Source organism: Corynebacterium epidermidicanis (assembly GCF_001021025.1).
Lineage (GTDB): Bacteria > Actinomycetota > Actinomycetes > Mycobacteriales > Mycobacteriaceae > Corynebacterium > Corynebacterium epidermidicanis.
Genome location: NZ_CP011541.1, coordinates 1,522,012 through 1,541,159 on the forward strand (window position 1 = coordinate 1,522,012; position 19,148 = coordinate 1,541,159).

15 protein-coding genes are annotated in these 19,148 nt (G+C 56.5%); 9 read left to right on the plus strand and 6 right to left on the minus strand.

The genetic code is table 11. From position 1 onward, the window contains the following. The first annotated feature begins 17 nt into the window (after positions 1–17). Positions 18–3,914 carry an ATP-dependent RNA helicase HrpA gene (hrpA, locus tag CEPID_RS07100; RefSeq protein WP_047240375.1) on the plus strand — a complete coding sequence of 1,299 codons (3,897 nt, stop codon included), beginning with the start codon at positions 18–20 and terminating at the stop codon, positions 3,912–3,914. Between the two features lie 26 nt (positions 3,915–3,940). On the opposite strand, the gene nrdR is transcribed toward hrpA, so the two are convergent. Both nrdR and CEPID_RS07110 read right to left on the minus strand, forming a co-directional pair. Next, positions 3,941–4,399 (minus strand): transcriptional regulator NrdR, encoded by a 459-nt coding sequence (gene nrdR / locus CEPID_RS07105; protein ID WP_047240376.1) that lies wholly within the window; start codon positions 4,397–4,399, stop codon positions 3,941–3,943. Between the two features lie 139 nt (positions 4,400–4,538). Further along, the gene (locus CEPID_RS07110; protein ID WP_047240377.1) at positions 4,539–4,946 is read right to left on the minus strand and encodes a hypothetical protein; all 408 of its coding nucleotides are present in this window, start codon (positions 4,944–4,946) and stop codon (positions 4,539–4,541) included. A 466-nt stretch (positions 4,947–5,412) separates the two neighbouring features. Here CEPID_RS07110 and lexA point away from each other — a divergent pair, with 466 nt between their 5' ends. The 3 genes from lexA (at position 5,413) to CEPID_RS07125 (ending at position 8,205) form a co-directional block, all read left to right on the plus strand. Next, the gene (gene lexA / locus CEPID_RS07115) at positions 5,413–6,117 is read left to right on the plus strand and encodes a transcriptional repressor LexA (RefSeq protein ID WP_047240378.1); all 705 of its coding nucleotides are present in this window, start codon (positions 5,413–5,415) and stop codon (positions 6,115–6,117) included. A gap of 409 nt (positions 6,118–6,526) precedes the next feature. Beyond that, positions 6,527–7,306: a DeoR/GlpR family DNA-binding transcription regulator gene (locus CEPID_RS07120; RefSeq protein WP_047240379.1), complete on the plus strand. Its 780-nt coding sequence runs from the start codon at positions 6,527–6,529 to the stop codon at positions 7,304–7,306. Further along, positions 7,303–8,205, plus strand: a complete 903-nt coding sequence (locus tag CEPID_RS07125; protein ID WP_052843431.1) for a carbohydrate kinase family protein — start codon at positions 7,303–7,305, stop codon at positions 8,203–8,205. Before CEPID_RS07120 ends, CEPID_RS07125 begins: the two co-directional genes overlap by 4 nt. A gap of 32 nt (positions 8,206–8,237) precedes the next feature. Here the strand turns inward: CEPID_RS07125 and ptsP are convergent, their stop codons facing one another. Next, a complete protein-coding gene (gene ptsP, locus CEPID_RS07130) occupies positions 8,238–9,941 on the minus strand; it encodes a phosphoenolpyruvate--protein phosphotransferase (RefSeq protein WP_047240380.1) in 1,704 nt (567 codons plus the stop codon). A 321-nt stretch (positions 9,942–10,262) separates the two neighbouring features. Between ptsP and CEPID_RS07135 the strand changes: the two genes are divergently transcribed. From CEPID_RS07135 to CEPID_RS07150, 4 genes are all read left to right on the plus strand, one after another. After that, positions 10,263–11,063 (plus strand): DeoR/GlpR family DNA-binding transcription regulator, encoded by an 801-nt coding sequence (locus CEPID_RS07135; protein WP_047241414.1) that lies wholly within the window; start codon positions 10,263–10,265, stop codon positions 11,061–11,063. After that, positions 11,060–12,049, plus strand: coding sequence for a 1-phosphofructokinase family hexose kinase (locus CEPID_RS07140; protein WP_047240381.1), 990 nt, complete (start codon positions 11,060–11,062; stop codon positions 12,047–12,049). The genes CEPID_RS07135 and CEPID_RS07140 overlap by 4 nt, the downstream gene beginning before the upstream one ends. Next, positions 12,046–14,058, plus strand: a complete 2,013-nt coding sequence (locus CEPID_RS07145) for a PTS fructose transporter subunit IIABC (protein WP_047240382.1) — start codon at positions 12,046–12,048, stop codon at positions 14,056–14,058. Before CEPID_RS07140 ends, CEPID_RS07145 begins: the two co-directional genes overlap by 4 nt. 75 nt (positions 14,059–14,133) lie before the next feature. Beyond that, the gene (locus tag CEPID_RS07150; RefSeq protein ID WP_047240383.1) at positions 14,134–14,403 is read left to right on the plus strand and encodes an HPr family phosphocarrier protein; all 270 of its coding nucleotides are present in this window, start codon (positions 14,134–14,136) and stop codon (positions 14,401–14,403) included. Between the two features lie 134 nt (positions 14,404–14,537). Here CEPID_RS07150 and CEPID_RS07155 read toward each other — a convergent pair whose 3' ends face one another. The 3 genes from CEPID_RS07155 to hflX all read right to left on the minus strand — a co-directional run bounded on the left by CEPID_RS07155 (position 14,538) and on the right by hflX (position 18,283). Continuing rightward, complete coding sequence (locus tag CEPID_RS07155; protein ID WP_047240384.1) at positions 14,538–15,800, minus strand: uracil-xanthine permease family protein; 1,263 nt, start codon at positions 15,798–15,800, stop codon at positions 14,538–14,540. 148 nt (positions 15,801–15,948) lie between these two features. Beyond that, a complete protein-coding gene (locus CEPID_RS07160; protein ID WP_047240385.1) occupies positions 15,949–16,488 on the minus strand; it encodes a hypothetical protein in 540 nt (179 codons plus the stop codon). 208 nt (positions 16,489–16,696) lie between these two features. After that, positions 16,697–18,283, minus strand: coding sequence for a GTPase HflX (gene hflX / locus CEPID_RS07165; protein WP_047240386.1), 1,587 nt, complete (start codon positions 18,281–18,283; stop codon positions 16,697–16,699). Positions 18,284–18,348: 65 nt separating this feature from the next. Between hflX and CEPID_RS07170 the strand changes: the two genes are divergently transcribed. Further along, positions 18,349–19,086, plus strand: coding sequence for a hypothetical protein (locus tag CEPID_RS07170; protein WP_047240387.1), 738 nt, complete (start codon positions 18,349–18,351; stop codon positions 19,084–19,086). The last annotated feature ends 62 nt before the right edge of the window (positions 19,087–19,148 follow it).

The following is a 19,148-nucleotide window of genomic DNA, read 5'->3' on the forward strand; positions in this document are numbered from 1 at the left end:
AAGATAGTTCGTTAGCTATGACTACCCCGCCTGAGATTTCCAAACAGCAGCTCTATCGCCGACTCGATGATCTGAGCCTTTCCGACGCGCGCCGGTTCCGACGTCGCGTAGCAAAAGCCCGCGCCCCGCACGCGCTAGTCGCGATCTCAAGCGATATGGACAAAGCTGCAGAAAAAGTGGCCCGGATCGAGGCCACTGTCCCCGAGATTAACTATCCATCTGCTTTGCCAGTTTCTGGACGCCGGGACGATATTTTGACCGCAATCGCGGGGCATCAAGTAGTAATCATCGCCGGGGAGACGGGGTCCGGAAAGACCACCCAGATTCCGAAAATGTGCCTGGAGCTGGGAAGGGGACGGCGAGGACTCATTGGGCATACCCAGCCACGGCGTTTGGCGGCCCGCACGGTAGCGGAGAGAATCGCCAGCGAACTGGGCCAGGATATCGGGGAATCAGTTGGCTACGCGATCCGCTACGACGACAGGGTGTCGGAATCGACCGCCGTCAAACTGATGACAGATGGCATCCTATTGGCGGAGATGCAGCGCGACAGATACCTCAATGCGTATGACACCATCATTATCGACGAAGCCCACGAACGCTCCCTCAATATCGACTTTCTCCTGGGCTATCTCAAGCAACTGCTGCCAAAACGACCTGACCTGAAGGTAATTATTACTTCGGCCACGATTGATCCAGAGCGTTTCGCGACACATTTTGCCGACGAGAACGGGCAACCAGCGCCGATCATTGAAGTTTCGGGGCGCACCTACCCCGTCGAAGTACGGTATCGCTCCCTCCAATTTGAGGCTGCCGGCAAGCTCGTCGATCAAGATGTCAACGATGGCGTCTGCGATGCAGTCGAAGAACTGATGGGCGAAGGATCCGGCGACATCTTGTGCTTCTTTGCAGGTGAGCGAGATATTCGCGACTGCATGGAAGCGATTGCGACACGGAGATGGAAAGGTGTGGAGGTAGTTCCACTCTTTGGCCGATTGTCCAATGAGGAGCAGCATCGGGTGTTCGCGCCGCATTCGCGACGTCGTGTTGTGCTCGCGACAAACATCGCCGAAACCTCCTTGACTGTGCCGGGAATCCACTATGTCGTCGATACGGGCCTGGCTCGAATTTCTCGGTTTTCAAACCGGACGAAGGTGCAGCGCCTGCCCATCGAACCGATCTCGCAGGCAAGCGCCAATCAGCGGTCAGGTCGATGCGGTCGCGTGGCAGACGGTATCGCAATTCGCCTTTATTCAAAGGAAGATTTCCTTTCGCGTCCAGAATTTACCGACCCGGAAATCCTCCGCACCAACCTGGCGAGCGTCATCCTCCATATGGCAGCGCTCGGCCTGGGCGATATCGCTGAGTTTCCGTTTTTGCAAGCGCCGGACCTTCGGGCGATTCGCGACGGTCTCCTCCTACTCCATGAACTAGGCGCACTGCGGAGCAACAAGACCGGTGACACCATCGAGCTCACCGACGTCGGGAAGCAACTTGCCCGGATCCCCGTCGATCCGCGCTTGGCCCGCATGCTCGTCGAAGCACAAAGAAACGGATGCCTAAGTGAAGTCATTGTTGTCGTCGCTGCATTGACAATCCAGGATGTCCGCGAACGCCCCCTCGAATTTCAGGCCCAAGCGGATCAACAGCACGCCCGGTTCAAGGACACCACCAGCGACTTCTTGTCATACCTTAAGCTGTGGGAGTATCTCAATGAACTTGCCGGGTCGTTATCCGGCAATCAGTTCCGCAAGAGGCTCAAGGCTGAGTTTTTGCACTATATGCGTGCCCGGGAATGGCAAGATCTTGTCCGCCAGCTGACCCAAGTTGCAAAAGACCTTGGGTGGAACGCAAAGGAATCCACTGGAGATAATCCTGATGCTCTACACCAGTCGTTGCTGGCTGGGCTCCTGTCTCACATCGGGCTTCGCGAGGGCGATTCCAAGGAGTTCCTCGGCGCTCGAAACGCAAAGTTCATGATTTTCCCGGGGTCAGCGTTAGCGAAGAAGCCCCCTCAATTCGTGATGGCCGCCGAGCTGGTGGACACCTCGCGTCTCTGGGCCCGCGATGTCGCCGCGATCGATCCGATTTGGGTAGAGAAACTGGCGGGAGACCTGTTGAAACACCAGTTTTCCGAACCGATCTGGTCGGCGAAACGCGGCGCCGCGATGGTACACCAACGCTCGACCCTGTTTGGTGTTCCCGTGATCGCCGACAAACTGGTCCCCTATCACCATGTCGATGCCGTGGCCGCCCGAGACATGTTCATCCGAAACGCACTTATCGACGGCCAATGGAACACTCACCACAAGTTCTTCCATCACAATCGTGAGCTTCTCGAAAACGCGGCCCACCTCGAGGAAAAGGCTCGCAAACGAGGGATCGTCGTCGATGAAGACACCTTGTACGCCTTTTACGACGCGAAGTTGCCTGCGGATGCCACTACTTCCCGAAACTTTGATAAGTGGTGGAAGAAACAGCGAGCTCAACAACCCACTTTGTTGGACTTCGACCCCGACAAACTCGTCACGGATGAAGCCAGCGAAATTACCGCGGTTGAATTCCCGAATGTCTGGCGGCAGGGGGACTTGGAATTCGACTTATCCTACCAATTCGATCCCACCGATCCGCTGGATGGAGTTACCTTAAGAATTCCAATGCCCCTGTTGGCCACAGTCACGGATCAGGACTTCGACTGGCTCGTGCCGGGGTTGAGATTAGAATTGGTTACGGAACTGATTCGCAGCCTCCCGAAACCGTTGCGTCGCAATATTATCCCAGCACCCGATTTTGCGGCCAGGGCGCTACCGTTGCTGAACCCGTATCACGGTGCACTCACTGCGCAGCTTGCTGATGTGTTGCGTTCCTTCGGGGCTTCGGGGATTTCAGCAGAGGATTTCCAGACAGCTAAGTTGCCTGCTCACCTACTGCTCACCTTCGCGGCTGTCGACAAGCGTGGCAAGATTGTTGATGCTGACAAGTCATTGCGCGCACTTCAGCAGCGTAATAGTTCGCGCGTGAAATCTTCGGTGGCAAAGGTTGCGGGCAAGAAAGTGCTGGCGCGGGCCACCACTTGGGATGACAGTTTGGGCGCCATTGAAAAAGAGGTGGTGACGACTGTCGATGGTCAGCGGGTGATCGCCTACCCGGCATTGGTCGTAGGGCCCGAGGGACTTAGTGTTCAAGCTATGCCCACGGAGCAGGATGCCGAAAATGCCATGCTGACTTCGGTGCTCACGTTGCTGCTTCGCGAGGTACAGGTCAATGAAAAGCAGATGGTAAATGGGCTTGCGTTGCGGCAGCGTGTCGCAGTAGAGAATTATCCGCATGGTGGTGTTTCTGGCTTAGTGGCAGATGCGACGGCGGCCGCAACGCGAGATCTGCTGATCAAATATCCCGAAAAGGTACGCAATCCGGAACAGTTTGCTCAATTAGTGTCTGTGGTCAAGCCACAAGTTCCGGGGGCGGTACGCCAGATTGTGGTCGCACTCGCGCCTGGTTTGGTCGACTACCTCGCTGTGCGACAAGAACTCGCAGCGTGGACCGGTCCCGCAATCGACGACATGAAGGCCCAATTGGAATTTCTATTACCTGCGCATGCGGTAAGTATTCATGGAATTGAGCGTTTGCGACATCTACCCAGGTATCTACGCGCGATGGCCGTTCGCCTGGAAAATATGGACCGAGATCCTGACCGAGATGCTGATATCCAAGAAGAAATTGCTCAAGTCACCCATTACTTAGATCTTCGATTGGAACGGTTGCATTCTTCGGCTGCTAAGACGAAGCCGGTTAAGGACATTTTGTGGATGATCCAGGAACTGCGGGTGAGTTTGTTTGCCCAGCAACTCGGAACAGCCCATCCGGTGTCGGCACGCAGAATCGAGAAAGCGATCGATAAGCTGGGTCGATAACCTGAAGAGTCGTGGCTGGCACCAAGCTACGAGCTTTGTCGTGCGCGCCGACGCATGAGGCGGATTTCTGACTCAAAGTCGTCTGCGCTCTCGAAAGACTTGTACACCGAAGCGAAGCGCAAATAGGCGACCTCGTCCAGCTCGCGGAGAGGCTCCAGAATTGCAAGGCCAATATCATTGGCTTGAACTTGGCTGCTTCCGTGGCTACGCACAGCTTCCTCGACCTCTTGGGCAAGTCGCTTCAGCGCGTCGTCACTGACGTCTCGTCCTTGACAAGCTCGACGAACACCAACGATGACTTTCTCACGACTGAAGGGTTCAGTTACCCCGTTCCTCTTGATCACAAGAAGAACTGCCTTCTCCACAGTAGTGAAGCGCCCTTCGCAGTTGGTGCACTCGCGACGTCGACGGATTGCGGCACCTGCGTCGATCACTCGGGAATCGATGACACGAGATGAGTCATGATGGCAGAAGGGGCAATACACGGCACGCTCTTTCGAATTTGGGGTTTAGTGCACAAACGACAAAGCGAATGTCGCCCCACATTCTATCGTGTTCTGCAAATCTGCTAATCGCAGCGATCCGATTGCGTTGTAGACCAATTCTTCGGTGACTGTTCAATACCTATTTTGCGAGTACGGCTGCGGGCACTACCCCGTTAGTAGCATGTCCGGCACCTGCCGGGGCACCCGCCGTAGCTGTCGCACCGAATTCCAAAGTCGAAGCGCTGTCCGTCTTCTCTGGGCCCGCGAGCAATAGACCGATAACGATCGCACTACCAAAGATTCCGCCAAGAATGAGTTGCTTTATTCCATTACCGAGGTTGCCCCAGTAGTTCGATCTTGTTTCAATCGCTCGCTCATCCGCCGGACGATCTCTCCGAAAGTCAACGTGGGTACTGCGAACTCGGTGGTCACGGCTCGGGTGTGTGGCCAATGCCCCGCCATCCCATACTGAAGCGGGTTGCACGATGGCTACCGTTTCGGTACGAACGGTCGGGACTTGGCGATTGCGATTAATAACGGTGGTCATGACTTCTCCTCAAATTAGGTTTATGTATTTACGCCGCTGACCTTAACCGCACCCCTAGACAAGGACAGACAAGACGTCGCGCACCTGTTCGAACTTTTTGTTGTACCCAAGTTATAGCACTGTAAATTCGAACACCGCAAGCCCATTTTCGAACATTTTCGAAAAATCTCTTAACCTACACTGAAACTACTTGGATTACCAGGTATTTTCCTTCTATCGGCGCCTTTACTCCTTCTCACACAACTCACTTGTTCGACTTTTCGGCCCACTATTTTCGAAGTCTTAGGCGCGTTGCATTGCTAAAGTGCGTTCGATCGAATAGAACTAAAGAAGAAGCAAGAATCCCACCCAATAGTTTTTTCTTCTCGCCGCTCTTGCCAAGCCGTATGCACGCCCCTAGGTCCACCACACAACCCCCTCACCAACAAACACTAAGCACAGCCCCACCACTGTCAACGAGAAAGAGATGTCGATGAACGCGCCCAAAAAGAATCAGCCAGATCTGGCCAAGTTGACCGATCGCCAGCGCCGTATCCTAGAAGTAATCCGCGATGCAGTTGTCCTGCGCGGTTACCCGCCAAGCATCCGCGAGATTGGTGATGCCGCGGGGCTACAATCCACGTCTTCTGTGGCATATCAGCTTCGTCAGCTCGAAGAAAAGGGATACCTCCGCCGGGATCCGAATAAACCACGAGCGGTAGATGTCAGGGTCATCCCCGATGCCAACAAAAAGAAGTCAGGCCCCAAGGTGGGTTGGAAAGAAGCAAAGAAGCATGCAGCGCCGGAGGGGGCGAGCCCAGCTAACTTCATCCCCATCGTCGGCAACATTGCAGCTGGCAATCCGATCCTGGCAGAGCAGCACATTGAGGACTATTTCCCCATGCCCGCGGAGATCGTCGGCGATGGTGAGCTATTCATGCTGCAGGTCGTAGGCGAGTCCATGCGCGATGTCGGCATTTTGGATGGCGACTGGGTTGTAGTTCGCTCACAACCGGTGGCAGAACAAGGTGAGTTTGTCGCTGCGATGCTCGACGGAGAGGCAACGGTCAAGGAATTTCACAAAGATTCCACCGGCATTTGGCTCTTGCCACATAACGAGTCTTTTTCGCCGATCCCAGGCGAAGAGGCACAAATTATGGGCAAGGTAGTATCAGTACTTCGCAAGCTCTAGGTCTTTTACGAACAACGCTCGAAGACTTCCCCCAACCGGGACTAAGGATGGCAGGGAGCGACGTGCATTTCTGCAGTACTACTCCCAAAACATTCCCGCAGTCGCTACACCCGAGAGCTACCCCCAATATCGGGGTAGCTTTGTGAGTTTCTCTGTGATATCGCCCTACTCTGACCGAACGGGCATTATTCCGTGCCAAAATGTAGGTACAAGTTTGGAAAAACCCACGCATGTTGTTCGGCCGCGCCCCGATGCCCACCCAATACTCTGAGCCGGTTCGCTCGAGCGCGTGTCGATGACTGCGGAGGTTTCGGCTAGCTCACCCGCTTTTGTAAACCCGGTTGATTCGGCGACAACCCACTCGCTTAACCGCTATCAACTCCGGTTACTGCCATGTAAGGAGATGCTCATGTACGCGGAAGAAAGACGTCGACAAATTGCTTCATTGACAGCCGTAGAGGGGCGCGTCAACGTCACCGAGCTGTCCCAACGTTTCGAGGTTACTGCCGAGACCATCCGTCGAGATTTGGCGGTGCTCGACCAGGAAGGCATCGTGCATCGCGTGCACGGTGGCGCGGTGGCTACCCAAAGTTTCCAAACCACCGAATTCAGCATTGATACTCGCGCGCGTTCGGCCTCGGGTGCGAAGAACGCTATCGCCCGCGAGGCCATAGCATTTGTACCGGATTCACACGGAGGTATCTTCCTCGACGCAGGAACATCCTTGGCGTCCTTCGCTGACGTTCTTGTTGCCCACCCCAATGCCCACCGCTGGTCATTAGTCACCAACAGTCTTTCTATCGCTTTGAGCTTGGCGAATTCCGGCTTGGACGAAGTTCAGTTGCTAGGCGGCACGGTACGTGCAATTACCCAGGCTGTCGTCGGCGACACTGCTTTGCGGACGTTAGCGCTGATGCGCGCCGATGTGGCATTCATCGGTACCAACGCGCTGACCCTAGACCACGGACTTTCGACGGCGGATTCCCAGGAGGCAGCTGTGAAGCGCGCTATGATCACCAATGCTCAGAAAGTCGTCGTCCTGTGCGATTCTACAAAGATGGGCAACGATTACCTGGTTAGTTTTGCAGGCATTGATGATATTGATGTTGTCATCACAGATAGCGGAGCCCCACAATCCATGGTTGATGCCTTGCGTGACCGCGAAATCCAAGTCATCGTGGCCTCATGATCGTAACCATAACTCCGACGCCATCTCTTGACCGGACCGCACACAGCGACGGCATCACACACAGCGACGATTACCACCAGCTCACCGATGTCTACATCGCGCCAGCAGGTGGCGGAATGAACATCTCACGCGTCCTTTATTTGGCGGGGCAAGAAACACTGGCTATTGTCCCCGCCCCCGATGTCAGCCAGTACATGCGCATGGTCGGTATGTTCGGGATCCCCTGCGACAATATCGATGTTCCCGGCCCGATCCCCGTGCATTTCAAGGTGCACACTCCAAGTGGACAGTTATTGGAGTTTCGCGATCCTCCCATGCCGCTCGATGTCGCTCAGCTCACGATGTTGCGCGATCACGCCGTCACCCACGCGGAAAACGCCAGCTGGGTCGTTCTCGCAGGCCAATTGCCATCAGTGGCAAATTCCGCCTGGTTTGTCGACGTCATGCGCGCCATTCGGCTCTATCACCCAGGTACGAAAATTGCAGTCGCCACCGCGGGCCAGGCCTTGAGTGCGGTGCTGCGGCAAGTGTTCACCACGAAACCCGACGTGATCGCACTGGATGCGGAACATATCAGCATCAACCAGGACGTGAGAGAGGTCGTCGCCACGCTAATCGACGCCGAAGTCCAGCACATACTTTTGTGTAAGCGACGCAATCATTTTGAACTGATTAGTGGTGGCACCAGTTTTGAGGCGACAATTGATTCGAAAGGCACAGACAGGTTGCCGTGGATCGATACCGCTCTTGCAGGGTTGCTTCTCGTCGACCCGGATCACGACCCAGCAGGAGCGCTTCGCCATAGCTTGGCTTACGCAAACTCTCCCCTTGCCACTCAAGCGGACCACGCCCCAACACCGGATTCTCTCATGCTGAACCTAGTCCGCATGAAGGCCTAGCCGTCCCATGACAACTAGGCCTAGGGGACGAACTAGGTAAGCAGTTCGAGTACTGCAGCCCGAGCAGCCTCGGCATCCGGCGCTGCGCACGCCGCCTGCGCGGCCGCCTGATAGTCGGCCACGCTGTGTGTATCCAAGCGTGAGCCAACTTGCACGATGGATGGGCTCGCCATCGACAAAGACTTAACGCCGAGGCCCACGAGAACGCAAGCCAGGTAAGGATCGGCTGCTGATTCGCCACACACCCCTACCGGCACATTGTGTGTTTCGCCAGCCGCACAGACCATCCGGATGAGTCGCAGGACAGCAGGCTGCCAAGGATCACACAGATCACCCAGCTCGGAGATCTGCCGGTCGGCAGCCATGGTGTACTGCGTGAGGTCATTGGTGCCGATCGATACAAAATCCACCTCGCGAAGCACCGCATCAGCCATGAGCGCCACAGCTGGCGTTTCAATCATGATCCCAGCTGTGAAACCATGTGCGCGGGCGCGCGAGACAAACCACTGCGCCTCCGCGACTGTATCCACCATCGGAGCCATCACCCATACCGATTCCGGCGTGCGACCGGCGAGCTCACTTGCCTGCTTAATTGCTTCCAGCTGGCGGTCGATCACGCCAGCATGTTTCCGCTCAATACGCAGGCCTCGCACACCCAAGGCGGGGTTTTCCTCTGGATCCTGGTTGAGGAACTTGACGGGCTTATCCGAACCGGCATCGACCGTGCGGATGACCACCTTCTTCCCGGCAAAGGCTTCAAAAACTTCGCGGTAGCTAGCAGCTTGCTCCGCAGTTGATGGTTCGACTTCTGCCGAGAGCAACGCGAATTCGGTACGGAACAATCCGATGCCTTCCGCAGGAGCCTGGGCTGCATCTCGAGCGCTGGCGGGGTCATGCACATTGGCTAGCAGTGCCACAGAATTTCCGTCGGTCATCGAGACGGGGCCGCGCCACATCTTCGCAGCTTCCTGCTGACGAGCAAACTGATCTGCCGCAGCTTGGGCCAGCTCAGGATCTGCTCCGACAGTGATCGTGCCCGCGGTGGCATTGACCAGCAACGGGGTACCCGCCTCAATCGCACGCAGACCATCGCCCACGGCCACCACGCATGGCAAGCCGCGCTGACGGGCCACAATCGCTGTATGGCTCGTTGGTCCACCACCTTTGGTCACGAGCCCCGCAAATGTACTCAAGTCCAAGGTGAGGGTATCTGCCGGCGCTAGGTCGTCGGCAAGCAGCACGAGCGCTCCGGAATGCGAGGTGTCGGCGCGAGGTGGGCTCGGTGGTGCTTCGCCCCGCAATTCGCTGAGAATGCGGCTACGGATGTCATTGAGGTCCGTAACACGTCCGGCAAACACGCCACCTGCTTTTTCAAATTGCGCGATGAAGGACTCCACGGCGACGTCGATAGCCCATTCTGCGTCGATTCCCCCGTTGATTTGCTTGCGCACGGCCTTGGCCAGGCCTTTGTCGCGGGCCATAGCGGCAGTCGCAGTCAAAATTGCTTGAGCGTCAGCATCTGCCGACGCAGCCAATTTATCCAGACGCTGCGCTACGGCGGCTACCGCGTTCGTAAAGCGTTCGAGTTCAGCAGGTCGAAGGTCTTCAGGGATCTCCCGCGGTGCTTGGGGGCGCTCCGGCGCCGAGGCATGCCACACTGCATCAGCGTAGATAACCCCCTCCACAACTCCGGTGCCCTGCAGCACATTGTGGGTGAGCGATGTGTTCTCGGACAAAGCGAACCTCTTTCAACGATTGGGTTACTAAAGTCAATGCTAACAGCACAAAGAAGAAACAAACGAACAATATTCATCTGTCAAAAGTGTTGACATTCCCACACAACCAGGCGTAAAACCATAAATAGCTAGAGCTTTCCCAACATCGTCTCAAACATAGGCCGAAAGCAAAGTCCACGAACACCCGCTCGCCCCTTGCGAGTGCCGTCCACAACTTCATACTTGCACACTTCAATTACCGATAAGCCCGCCCGAACTTGCGTGCCCAGTGCCGAAAAGCATCGGCACTCACGCGCCTAAGGCGTCGTTAGGATGCGCGTCATGCTCACTTCTAGAGAGCGACAAGCAGATATTGTCGCCCACGCCACTAAGACTGGCCACGTCTCGGTCACCACCTTGGCCCAACAGTTTGGGGTTACCCCGGAGACGATTCGCCGGGACTTGAAAACATTGGAGCGCCAAGGGGCGGTGTCGCGGGTGCATGGCGGGGCGGTCGCCACCCAGTCCGACGTGCAAGAACCAGGCCTGACGCAACGGCCTTTCGGTACCAATCCTGTGCAGAATATGCGCCAGAAACGTGGCATTGCCACTGCCGCAGTCCGCATTCTTCCCGATGCGGAAATCAGCTTGTTTGTTGACTCTGGCAGTACCACTTCCGAATTCATCCGCGGCATGGCGGAACATCGCCCTTCTGCGCTCTCCCAAGTGACAATTGTCACTAGCTCAATATCCATAGCCTCACTCTGCGCAGACACCGGGTTTAGCCACATCCACGTAGTGGCCGGGCGACTTCGGCCGCACTCGCGCGTGCTGGTGGGAGACCAAACGATCACCGAACTCAGTCAACTCCGCGCCGACTACGCTGTTTTCAGTGCAAATGGGGTCAGTTGCAATCATGGCTTTTCGACGCCCGACCCAGCTGAAGCTGCCGTCAAAAGCACCATGATTTCGCGGGCTCGCACCTCCGTCGCGCTGTGCGATTCTGCCAAAATCAACAAGGATTTCCTTGTCACTTTTGCTAGATTTTCCGATATTGACGTTTTTGTCACCGATACCGGTATTCCGGCAGAGTTCGCTCATTTTCTTCATGAGCACCAAATCCAGGTGGAACAAGCAACATGATTCTCACTTTTACTCCCAACCCAAGCATTGACTCCACGTTGTCTTTGGCACAGCCACTGGACCGCGGTGCCGTGCAACGTGCATCCGCAGTGTCCCGGGTAGCGGGTGGGAAAGGCGTCAATGTCGCTGTCGCTACCCACCGCGCGGGATTGAAGACACTCGCGGTTTTCCCCGCCCCCACTGATGATGCATTCTTGCGCCTCATGAGCCACTCCGGTGCCCCATTCGAGCACATCCACAACGAGGGGACAGTACGAACCAATACCACGATCATGGAGATTGATGGCACCACTACTAAATTGAATGGTCCCGGAGCGTCACTGTCTGCGGTCGCCCGCAAACGTTGTGAGACTCGGTTGGGCGCACTGTGCGTGGCTGCCGATTGGGTGGTGCTAGCAGGCTCTTTGCCGCCAGATGCTCCCCTGGATTGGTACACACAGCTCACAGCATTGGTGCGTGATCATAACCCAGCTGCTCACGTCGCGATCGATGCTTCCGATGCGCCATTGCAATCGGTGGCAGACAATCTGGAAACTGTCGCGCCTGCGTTACTGAAACCCAACGCGTTTGAGTTGGGAGTGCTGGCTGGTATCGACGGCCATTGGCTCGAGGAGCAGGCCACCGCTGGAATCTTCACCGACGTTGTCGCCGCGGCGGACGGTTTGGTCAAGCGCGGGGTTCGCTATGTTTTGGTGACTTTGGGCCAGGCAGGCGCGGTGCTGGTGACTCACCAGCGGGCGCTTCACGCCCGCCCACCCGAGATTGATGTGTTGTCTACTGTGGGAGCAGGCGATAGTGCGCTAGCCGGTTTCTTATTGGGTCTGTCGCACAATTTTGATGAGGGCCAGGCACTGTCCACTGCTGTCGCCTACGGGACGGCAGCTACCACGTTGCCGGGAACCCAGATACCTTTCCCGGCTATTGTCCACCCGGAGCTCGTCCACTTGTCTGATATTTCCGATCAACTACCTCGGGGATCGCGGTGACCGAAGAACTCATTGCCGAACAGCTAATTCGACTGGATGTCTCGGGGCTCAAATCCAGCACAGATGTTATTGACACGATCGCCGAGATCATCGGCCGATGTGACCACAATGTTGATCTCGAAGCGCTGCGGTCGGCATTCCTGGCCCGAGAGCAACAGTCCAGCACAGGTTTCCGTGGGGGTGTGGCAATTCCGCACTGCAAGACGGACGCGATTTCTTCTCCTGCCGTCGTCTTCTTGCGGCTCACCGAGGAGATCGATTTTGGTGGCCCCGACGGACCCGCTGATCTCATTTTGGCTATTGCCACTCCCGCAAGCGGTGGAAAAGCTCACCTAAAGATCCTTTCCCGCCTAGCTCGAAAATTCATTGACGCCGAGTTTCTGCGATCCCTGCGTACGGTCCCCGATCCTCCTTCAGCCGTTAGGGTCTTACGAACTGCCCTAGCGTCCAATCCAGCTGCAGCGCACCACGAACGCTTAACAATCCTCGCCGTCACATCGTGTCCGACGGGGATTGCCCATACGTACATGGCTGCCGATGCCCTCAAGGAGGCCGCGCGGAAGCGCAGCGACCTTAACCTCATCGTGGAAGCCCAAGGAGCGTCCTCGGTGGAGCCGATTCCTGAGGAAATAGCCAGCACCGCTGACTCAGTCATCTTTGCTACTGAGGTCGCGGTACGCAATGAGGAGCGTTTCCATGGCCTGCCGGTTGTTCGCACTGGGGTGAAACGCGCGATCGACACCCCGAACGAGCTGCTCGACCACGCAGTAGCCGCAGCTCACTCCCCTCATCCGGCTCGCGTGACGGCCAAGGGGGCGTCGCAAAGTTCGGGCGGTGTGCAGTCCCCCGAGCTGCTGAATTCAATCCGCAGAGCCATTATGACGGGGGTGTCTTACATGGTGCCTTTTGTCGCCGCGGGTGGCCTGCTCTTGGCATTGGGCTTTGCGGTGGGTGGCTACGACGTAGGGATGGTGTATCAGGCGGTGCTGGCGCATCACTCGCTAAGTACACTGCCGGGGCATGAGATTGTCACCCCGGAGGGGATGCTGAGCACCACCAAGTCCGGTTTGGGTCTTTATCTCGGTTCGGTGTTCTATGCCACCGGACAAGCTGCGATGAGCCTGGTGGTCGCGGCGCTGTCAGGTTATATTGCTTTTGCCATGGCTGGGCGTCCAGGTATTGCCCCCGGATTTATCGGCGGGGTGATCTCAGTCACGCTGGGGGCCGGGTTTTTGGGAGGTCTCGTAACTGGAATCATCGCCGGCACCGTCGCCTACGGATTGACGAGGCTTCGGGCCCCACACTGGATTTCCTCAATAATGCCAGTGGTGGTAATCCCGCTATTGACCAGCGCAGTTGTGGGGCTTGCGATGTTTTTGTTGTTGGGTGTTCCTCTGGCTCGTGTTTTGGCCGCCATGGAGCATTGGCTTTCAACTCTCGACGGCGTTTCCTCTATCACAATCGGCGCTCTCCTCGGTTTGATGATGTGCTCAGACCTCGGCGGCCCAATTAATAAGTCTGTCTACTTGTTTGCAACCGCTGGTTTGTCCACTCAAGAGCCCAGCAGCTTAGCGATCATGGCTACCGTCATGGCCTCAGGAATGGTGCCGCCGCTAGCATTGTCGCTAGCAACGGCCATGCGTGGCCAGCTATTTACGCCGGCTGAGCGCGACAACGGCAAATCAGCTTGGTTAATGGGGCTGTCGTTCGTGTCTGAAGGAGCGATCCCTTTTGCCGCCGCCGACCCCATTTGTGTTCTGCCGTCCTTGATGGCGGGAGGCGCACTCACGGGGGCGCTCTGCATGCTTCTCGACGTCCGTTCCAGCGCGCCACACGGAGGTATTTTCGTCATCTTCGCCATCCAACCCGTTTGGGGCTTCTTGGTGGCGATTCTGGCTGGGACAGTGGTGTCTGCACTGCTGGTCATCGCCCTAAAACAGTTTGTCCAGCCCGTGGTTTCAAAAAGAAATTCAGCCGAGTTGTATCGGAAAGAACCGTACTTTAGCTAGGCGCATCGATAAGTAGCCAAGGTAATTCACTAGACTCTCCATTAGAGCTAGAAGAACATCCGGAAAGGAAAAGTTATGAAGTCCATCAAGGTGAAGGTAGCTGCTGCAACTGGTCTGCATGCCCGCCCCGCAACTGTTATCGCTGAAGCCGCTGCCGAGTTCGACGAAGACATCTTTATCGCGCTCGTCGACAACCCTGACGATGACGAACCAGCAGATGCTTCCTCGTCGCTGATGATCATGGCGCTTGGTGCCGAAAAAGATGACGAAGTCATCGTCACTAGCGAAGACGATGCCGCTGCGGAAAAGATTGCTGAGCTCATCGCAAGCGACCTCGACGCCTAATTCATCTATTCCTCCGATTGTCGCCGCCCCAAGGTGAGCGCGACAACGTTTAAGGGCCTGCGCAACATCTGTGGGGGTGTGATACCCAGAGGTGGCGCAGGCCCTTTGGCCATGGCTTAAGCTAAGGTCACCGACTACCGATTACCTTCCCCGAGTGTGCGGTAGATCGAATTCAGAATCGGGTAGCCGATCATCACGCCAATCGATCCCCAGGCGATACCCTCTAGCTCAATGCCGGCAACAGTCAGCGTCAAATTGCCGATGCCCGCGACCAAGGCCACTGCAGCTGCAGTCAGGTTGACCGGGTTATTGAAGTTCACGTTGTTGTCTTGCCAAATCCGCACGCCCAGCATGCCGATCAAGCCATACAGCACGAGGGTGGCGCCACCGAGCACCCCGGTTGGGATGGTAAAAATGAGCGCGCCAAACTTAGGGATGAAAGCCAGAGCAACAGCGGTTAGCGCTGCCACCCAATAGGCGGCCGTTGAATACACCTTCGTCGCGGCCATCACTCCGATGTTTTCCGCGTAGGTAGTAGTTCCCGAACCGCCGAAGCCACCGGCGAGCGTCGTCGCCAAGCCATCAGCGATGAGGGCATCGCCGGCCAGGTCGTCCATATCACGGCCGGTCATAGCGGAGACTGCTTTGACGTGGCCGACATTTTCGGCGATCAACACGATTATTACTGGAAGGGTCACCAGGATTGCGGACAGTTTGAATTCTGGACTGTGGAATGTCGGCAAACCAATCCAGGCGGCTTGCGACACAGCTTCCGCGGCACCCTCGCTGAGGTTTCCGGTCAGAGCTGCGAATACCCAGCCCACAACCACACCAATCAGGATTCCGAGCCGGGCGATCATGCCCCGCCCACCGACCGTGGCTAACAGGATGACCGCGAGGGTCACACCAGCCACCAGCGGCTGCGTGGCGAAATTCTTGGCTGCGGTTGGCGCCAGGTTCAGGCCGATGAGTGCCACGATGGCACCCGTGACCGTCGGAGGCATGACAATGTCAATGATCCGCGCTCCAGCGGCTTTGACGGCAAGTCCGATCCCAATGAGCACCAGACCAGCAACCAACACGCCACCGATTTGTACGCCAATCCCCTCGCCATGCGTAGCCATCAATGGCGCAATAAATGCAAAAGAGCTGCCAAGATAGCTTGGCAGCCGGTTGCGAGTGATAAGCAAGAAGAGCATTGTGCCAATGCCGGAGAACAACAAAGTTGTGTTCACCGGGAACCCGGTAAGCGTTGGCACTAGGAGGGTCGCACCGAACATCGCGATGACATGTTGCATGCCAATCCCGATGGTTCGACCCCAACTGAGGCGCTCTTCAGGAGCGACGACTGCACCAGGTTGAATAGTCTTGCCGTCGCCGTGGACGGTCCAGCTCATAATACTCACGAATCGTTATTATCGCATACCGGCGGCACTGCTAAGAAACCGTTGCCCACCTGTGCTTTCCCAAAGGACAGCCGTTCATCACACAAAGGCCCCAGGGACCCGGAGCGTTGTGCTACCGGGTCTCTGGAGAACAATCAGGCTAGGCGCGCTTGGTGCGAAGCACTGTGGCAGCAGCCAGTGCCAACAGCACGGCAACTACGATCATGGCCACACCAGCGTAGAGCGCAATGGTGCCGACCAACCACCAGCCATAGGCAGAGAGCAGAATGCCACGCAAGGTGTCGCCTTTGAAAGAAGTTTCGCGAGCATCATTGAGCTTCTTGATTTCTTCTTCGGACTTCCCATCAGCCTTGGCCTTTTTAATGTCATCGCCAAGCTCTTGATAGGTTCGACCGTTGGCCGAGGCCATCATGTGTTCCCAAATGAAATTGTCTGCATACGCTTTGGCTTGCTCCCCTGTGGTCAATGGCTGACCGGCAAAAGGCTGCAGTGCTGCCTGGGCATCCGGATTCTTCAACGAAGTAATCGCAGCGCCTTCAGGCATCGTAATCTTTTCTTGGGTCAACTGCTCCGTCACAAAAGAGTGCGCGTAGTTGCCGCCAAACATTGCACCACAGCCGACGATGAGAAACAGCACCGCAAAAATCTGACTAAGCGCTTGGTAAATCGGCTTTTTCATGACGGTGGCCCTTCCACTCTGAGAGGGGCTGGCCACCTATCCTCGTCGCGGTGACGCTGACCCGGATTTAAGAACTTACACATTGATAATCCAACAACTCAGCTCGAAAAGTCAAAGCAGATCGGGCACAAACAAAAAAGTGTGGGCATGTTGATACGTCCACATTCTCGAGCCCATACCAGCAGGCCCACCGACCCCCAAAAGCGGGCTAATCGACGGCGAACTGACTCAATTCCGCCGCCAAGGATTGCGGCAAACGAACGTCGATAAGCGTGCCGTTCTCGCCATAGTTTTCACTGAGCACGGTCGCTTGTTCATGAAGACGAGCAATCACATCTCCCCTGGTAAACGGGACCAAAAGTTTGACGTGTGCGTCCAGGGTATTCAGGAAAAGCTCGATGCGCGCTTGCAGTTCAGCAATTCCCTCGCCCGTTCGGGCCGAAACAAACACGGCATCGTCGAGTGCGTGGCGAAGCTCCGCGAGCGTTAAGGGATCAGCCTGGTCAATCTTGTTGACGACGATTAGTTCTGGAGGCGCTTCCACCCCAGTTTCGCGGACAATATCCAAAATGACAGTCCGAACCGCATCGATCTGCTTGAGCGGAAACGGATCCGAGCCGTCCACGACGTGGAGAACCAAATCCGCCTCAACGACCTCTTCCAACGTGGAACGGAACGCTTCAACGAAGGACGTCGGCAAATGTCGGACGAAGCCAACGGTGTCCGTAAACGTCACCGCACGACCATCGGCTAGTTCGGCGCGCCGGGTCGTCGGGTCCAAGGTGGCGAACAACGCGTTTTCTACCAACACACCAGCCCCGGTCATGGCGTTGATCAGGGAGGACTTTCCTGCGTTCGTGTACCCCGCGATAGCGATTTGTGGCGTCGTCGACGCTTTGCGCCGTGCACGTTTGGTTTCGCGGGTGGTCTTCATGCCCGCGATCTCTTTGCGTAACCTAGCCATGTCAGCCCGCAGGCGCCGACGATCCGCCTCGATCTTCGTTTCACCCGGGCCACGCAGACCCACGCCGCCATTGGAACCGGCACGACCACCAGCCTGACGGGACAAGTTGCCACCCCAACCACGCACGCGGTTGAAGAGGTATTCCATCTGTGCCAATGCCACCTGAGCTTTACCCTCTTTGCTCTTTGCATGTTGCGCGAAGATGTCCAAAATGAGCATCGTGCGGTCAATGACCTTGACATTAAGCGCCTGCTCCAGCGCGATAAGTTGCGAGGGGCTGAGTTCACCATCGCAGATAACGGTGTCCGAGTCGGTGGCGGAAACTATCTCTTTGACTTCCTTCACTTTGCCGGAGCCAATAAACGTACCCGGATCCGGCTTGTCACGCTTTTGGTAGAGCATCTCAGTAACTTCGGAGCCTGCCGTCTCTGCCAACGCCTTAAGCTCTGCCATGTTGGCTTCGATCTCGGCCGTGGTACCTTCAGTCCAGACCCCAACCAGGACGACTCGCTCGAGGCGCAACTTACGATATTCAACCTCGTAGCCTTCACGGTGCTCAGTGTCACGGACGGTGCCACCGCGAGAAAGCTTGCGTAAGGAGGAACGCTCTTCCAGGTCAAGATCACCCACAGTGGGGATGTCATCCGAAGCGGTCTCGGCTACGTTTTCCGCAGCATAGGAAGGCAACACGCTGCGCTGGCTACTCCGGATCACCCCGGAGAGGTCGGTCCCAGCAGACTCTGCGGGCTCGGTGGTTGGGCGGTGGTCTTTGAACGCGTCAGAAAGCAGTTCGTCAAAATCGCGATTAGTCATTGTGTGCCATTGTCTCATGAACCGCGACCAACAGTTAAAACCGGTTTTTTAACCACCATCTAATTAGGGTTACACTTTTGGCTATGACTCGTGAATTGGCAAGCATCGGCATGAATTTTACGCGGTGGCAGGACGCGGTTGAGGCCGCTATCGCTTCCGAAAAACTTGAGGTCACCGGGGAAGTTCGGGGTGGACAGCTCATTGACTTCCTCGATGAGTCCGGCGCTACCCTCACCATCCTGGCAGCCGAGCCCTTCACCACCTTTTCCGGCTTTACCGGTAGCACCCGTAACGACGCGCATGTTTCCATGATCAACGATGTCCTCGCACTCAATGACCTAGTCAACGATGAGGGCTATCATCTTGCTTCCGTCGTCAGCACCTTGGCCCAGGGACCGCTGCTTGTCGACGAACCGACCCAGCAATGGCAGCAGCTGAATCTCTCCGCCTTGGCCATAAACGTCTCCCGCGCCACAGATGCCACCACGCCCGGCACCTTCTACTCCGCCGGCGCTGAGGTAGTCAATTCGGGGAGCGCAGCCACCCCAGATGCCACGTTCGAGGCAACCCTGAAGCTGGAAAACGTAAACGTGGCAACCAACTCTACGACCGGCGTGAACTTCATTCATGCGACCGCTTCGAGCCCCTTCCCACTGGATATCTGCCTGCCGGCGGAAGCTGGCTCGTTCCAAGAGGGCGATATCATCACCGGCCAATTCTTGCTCGCCGGACGCATCATCCCTCCAGCTGGCTGTGGCGGCGATGACGGCTGCGGATCTGGTGGGTGTGGCTGCGGATCTGGTGGGTGTGGCGGACACTAAAGTATTTGGTGATCAGCTAGCCTTAACTGCAGGTGTTTGGAAACGAGTGGGAAAGCGAGGTG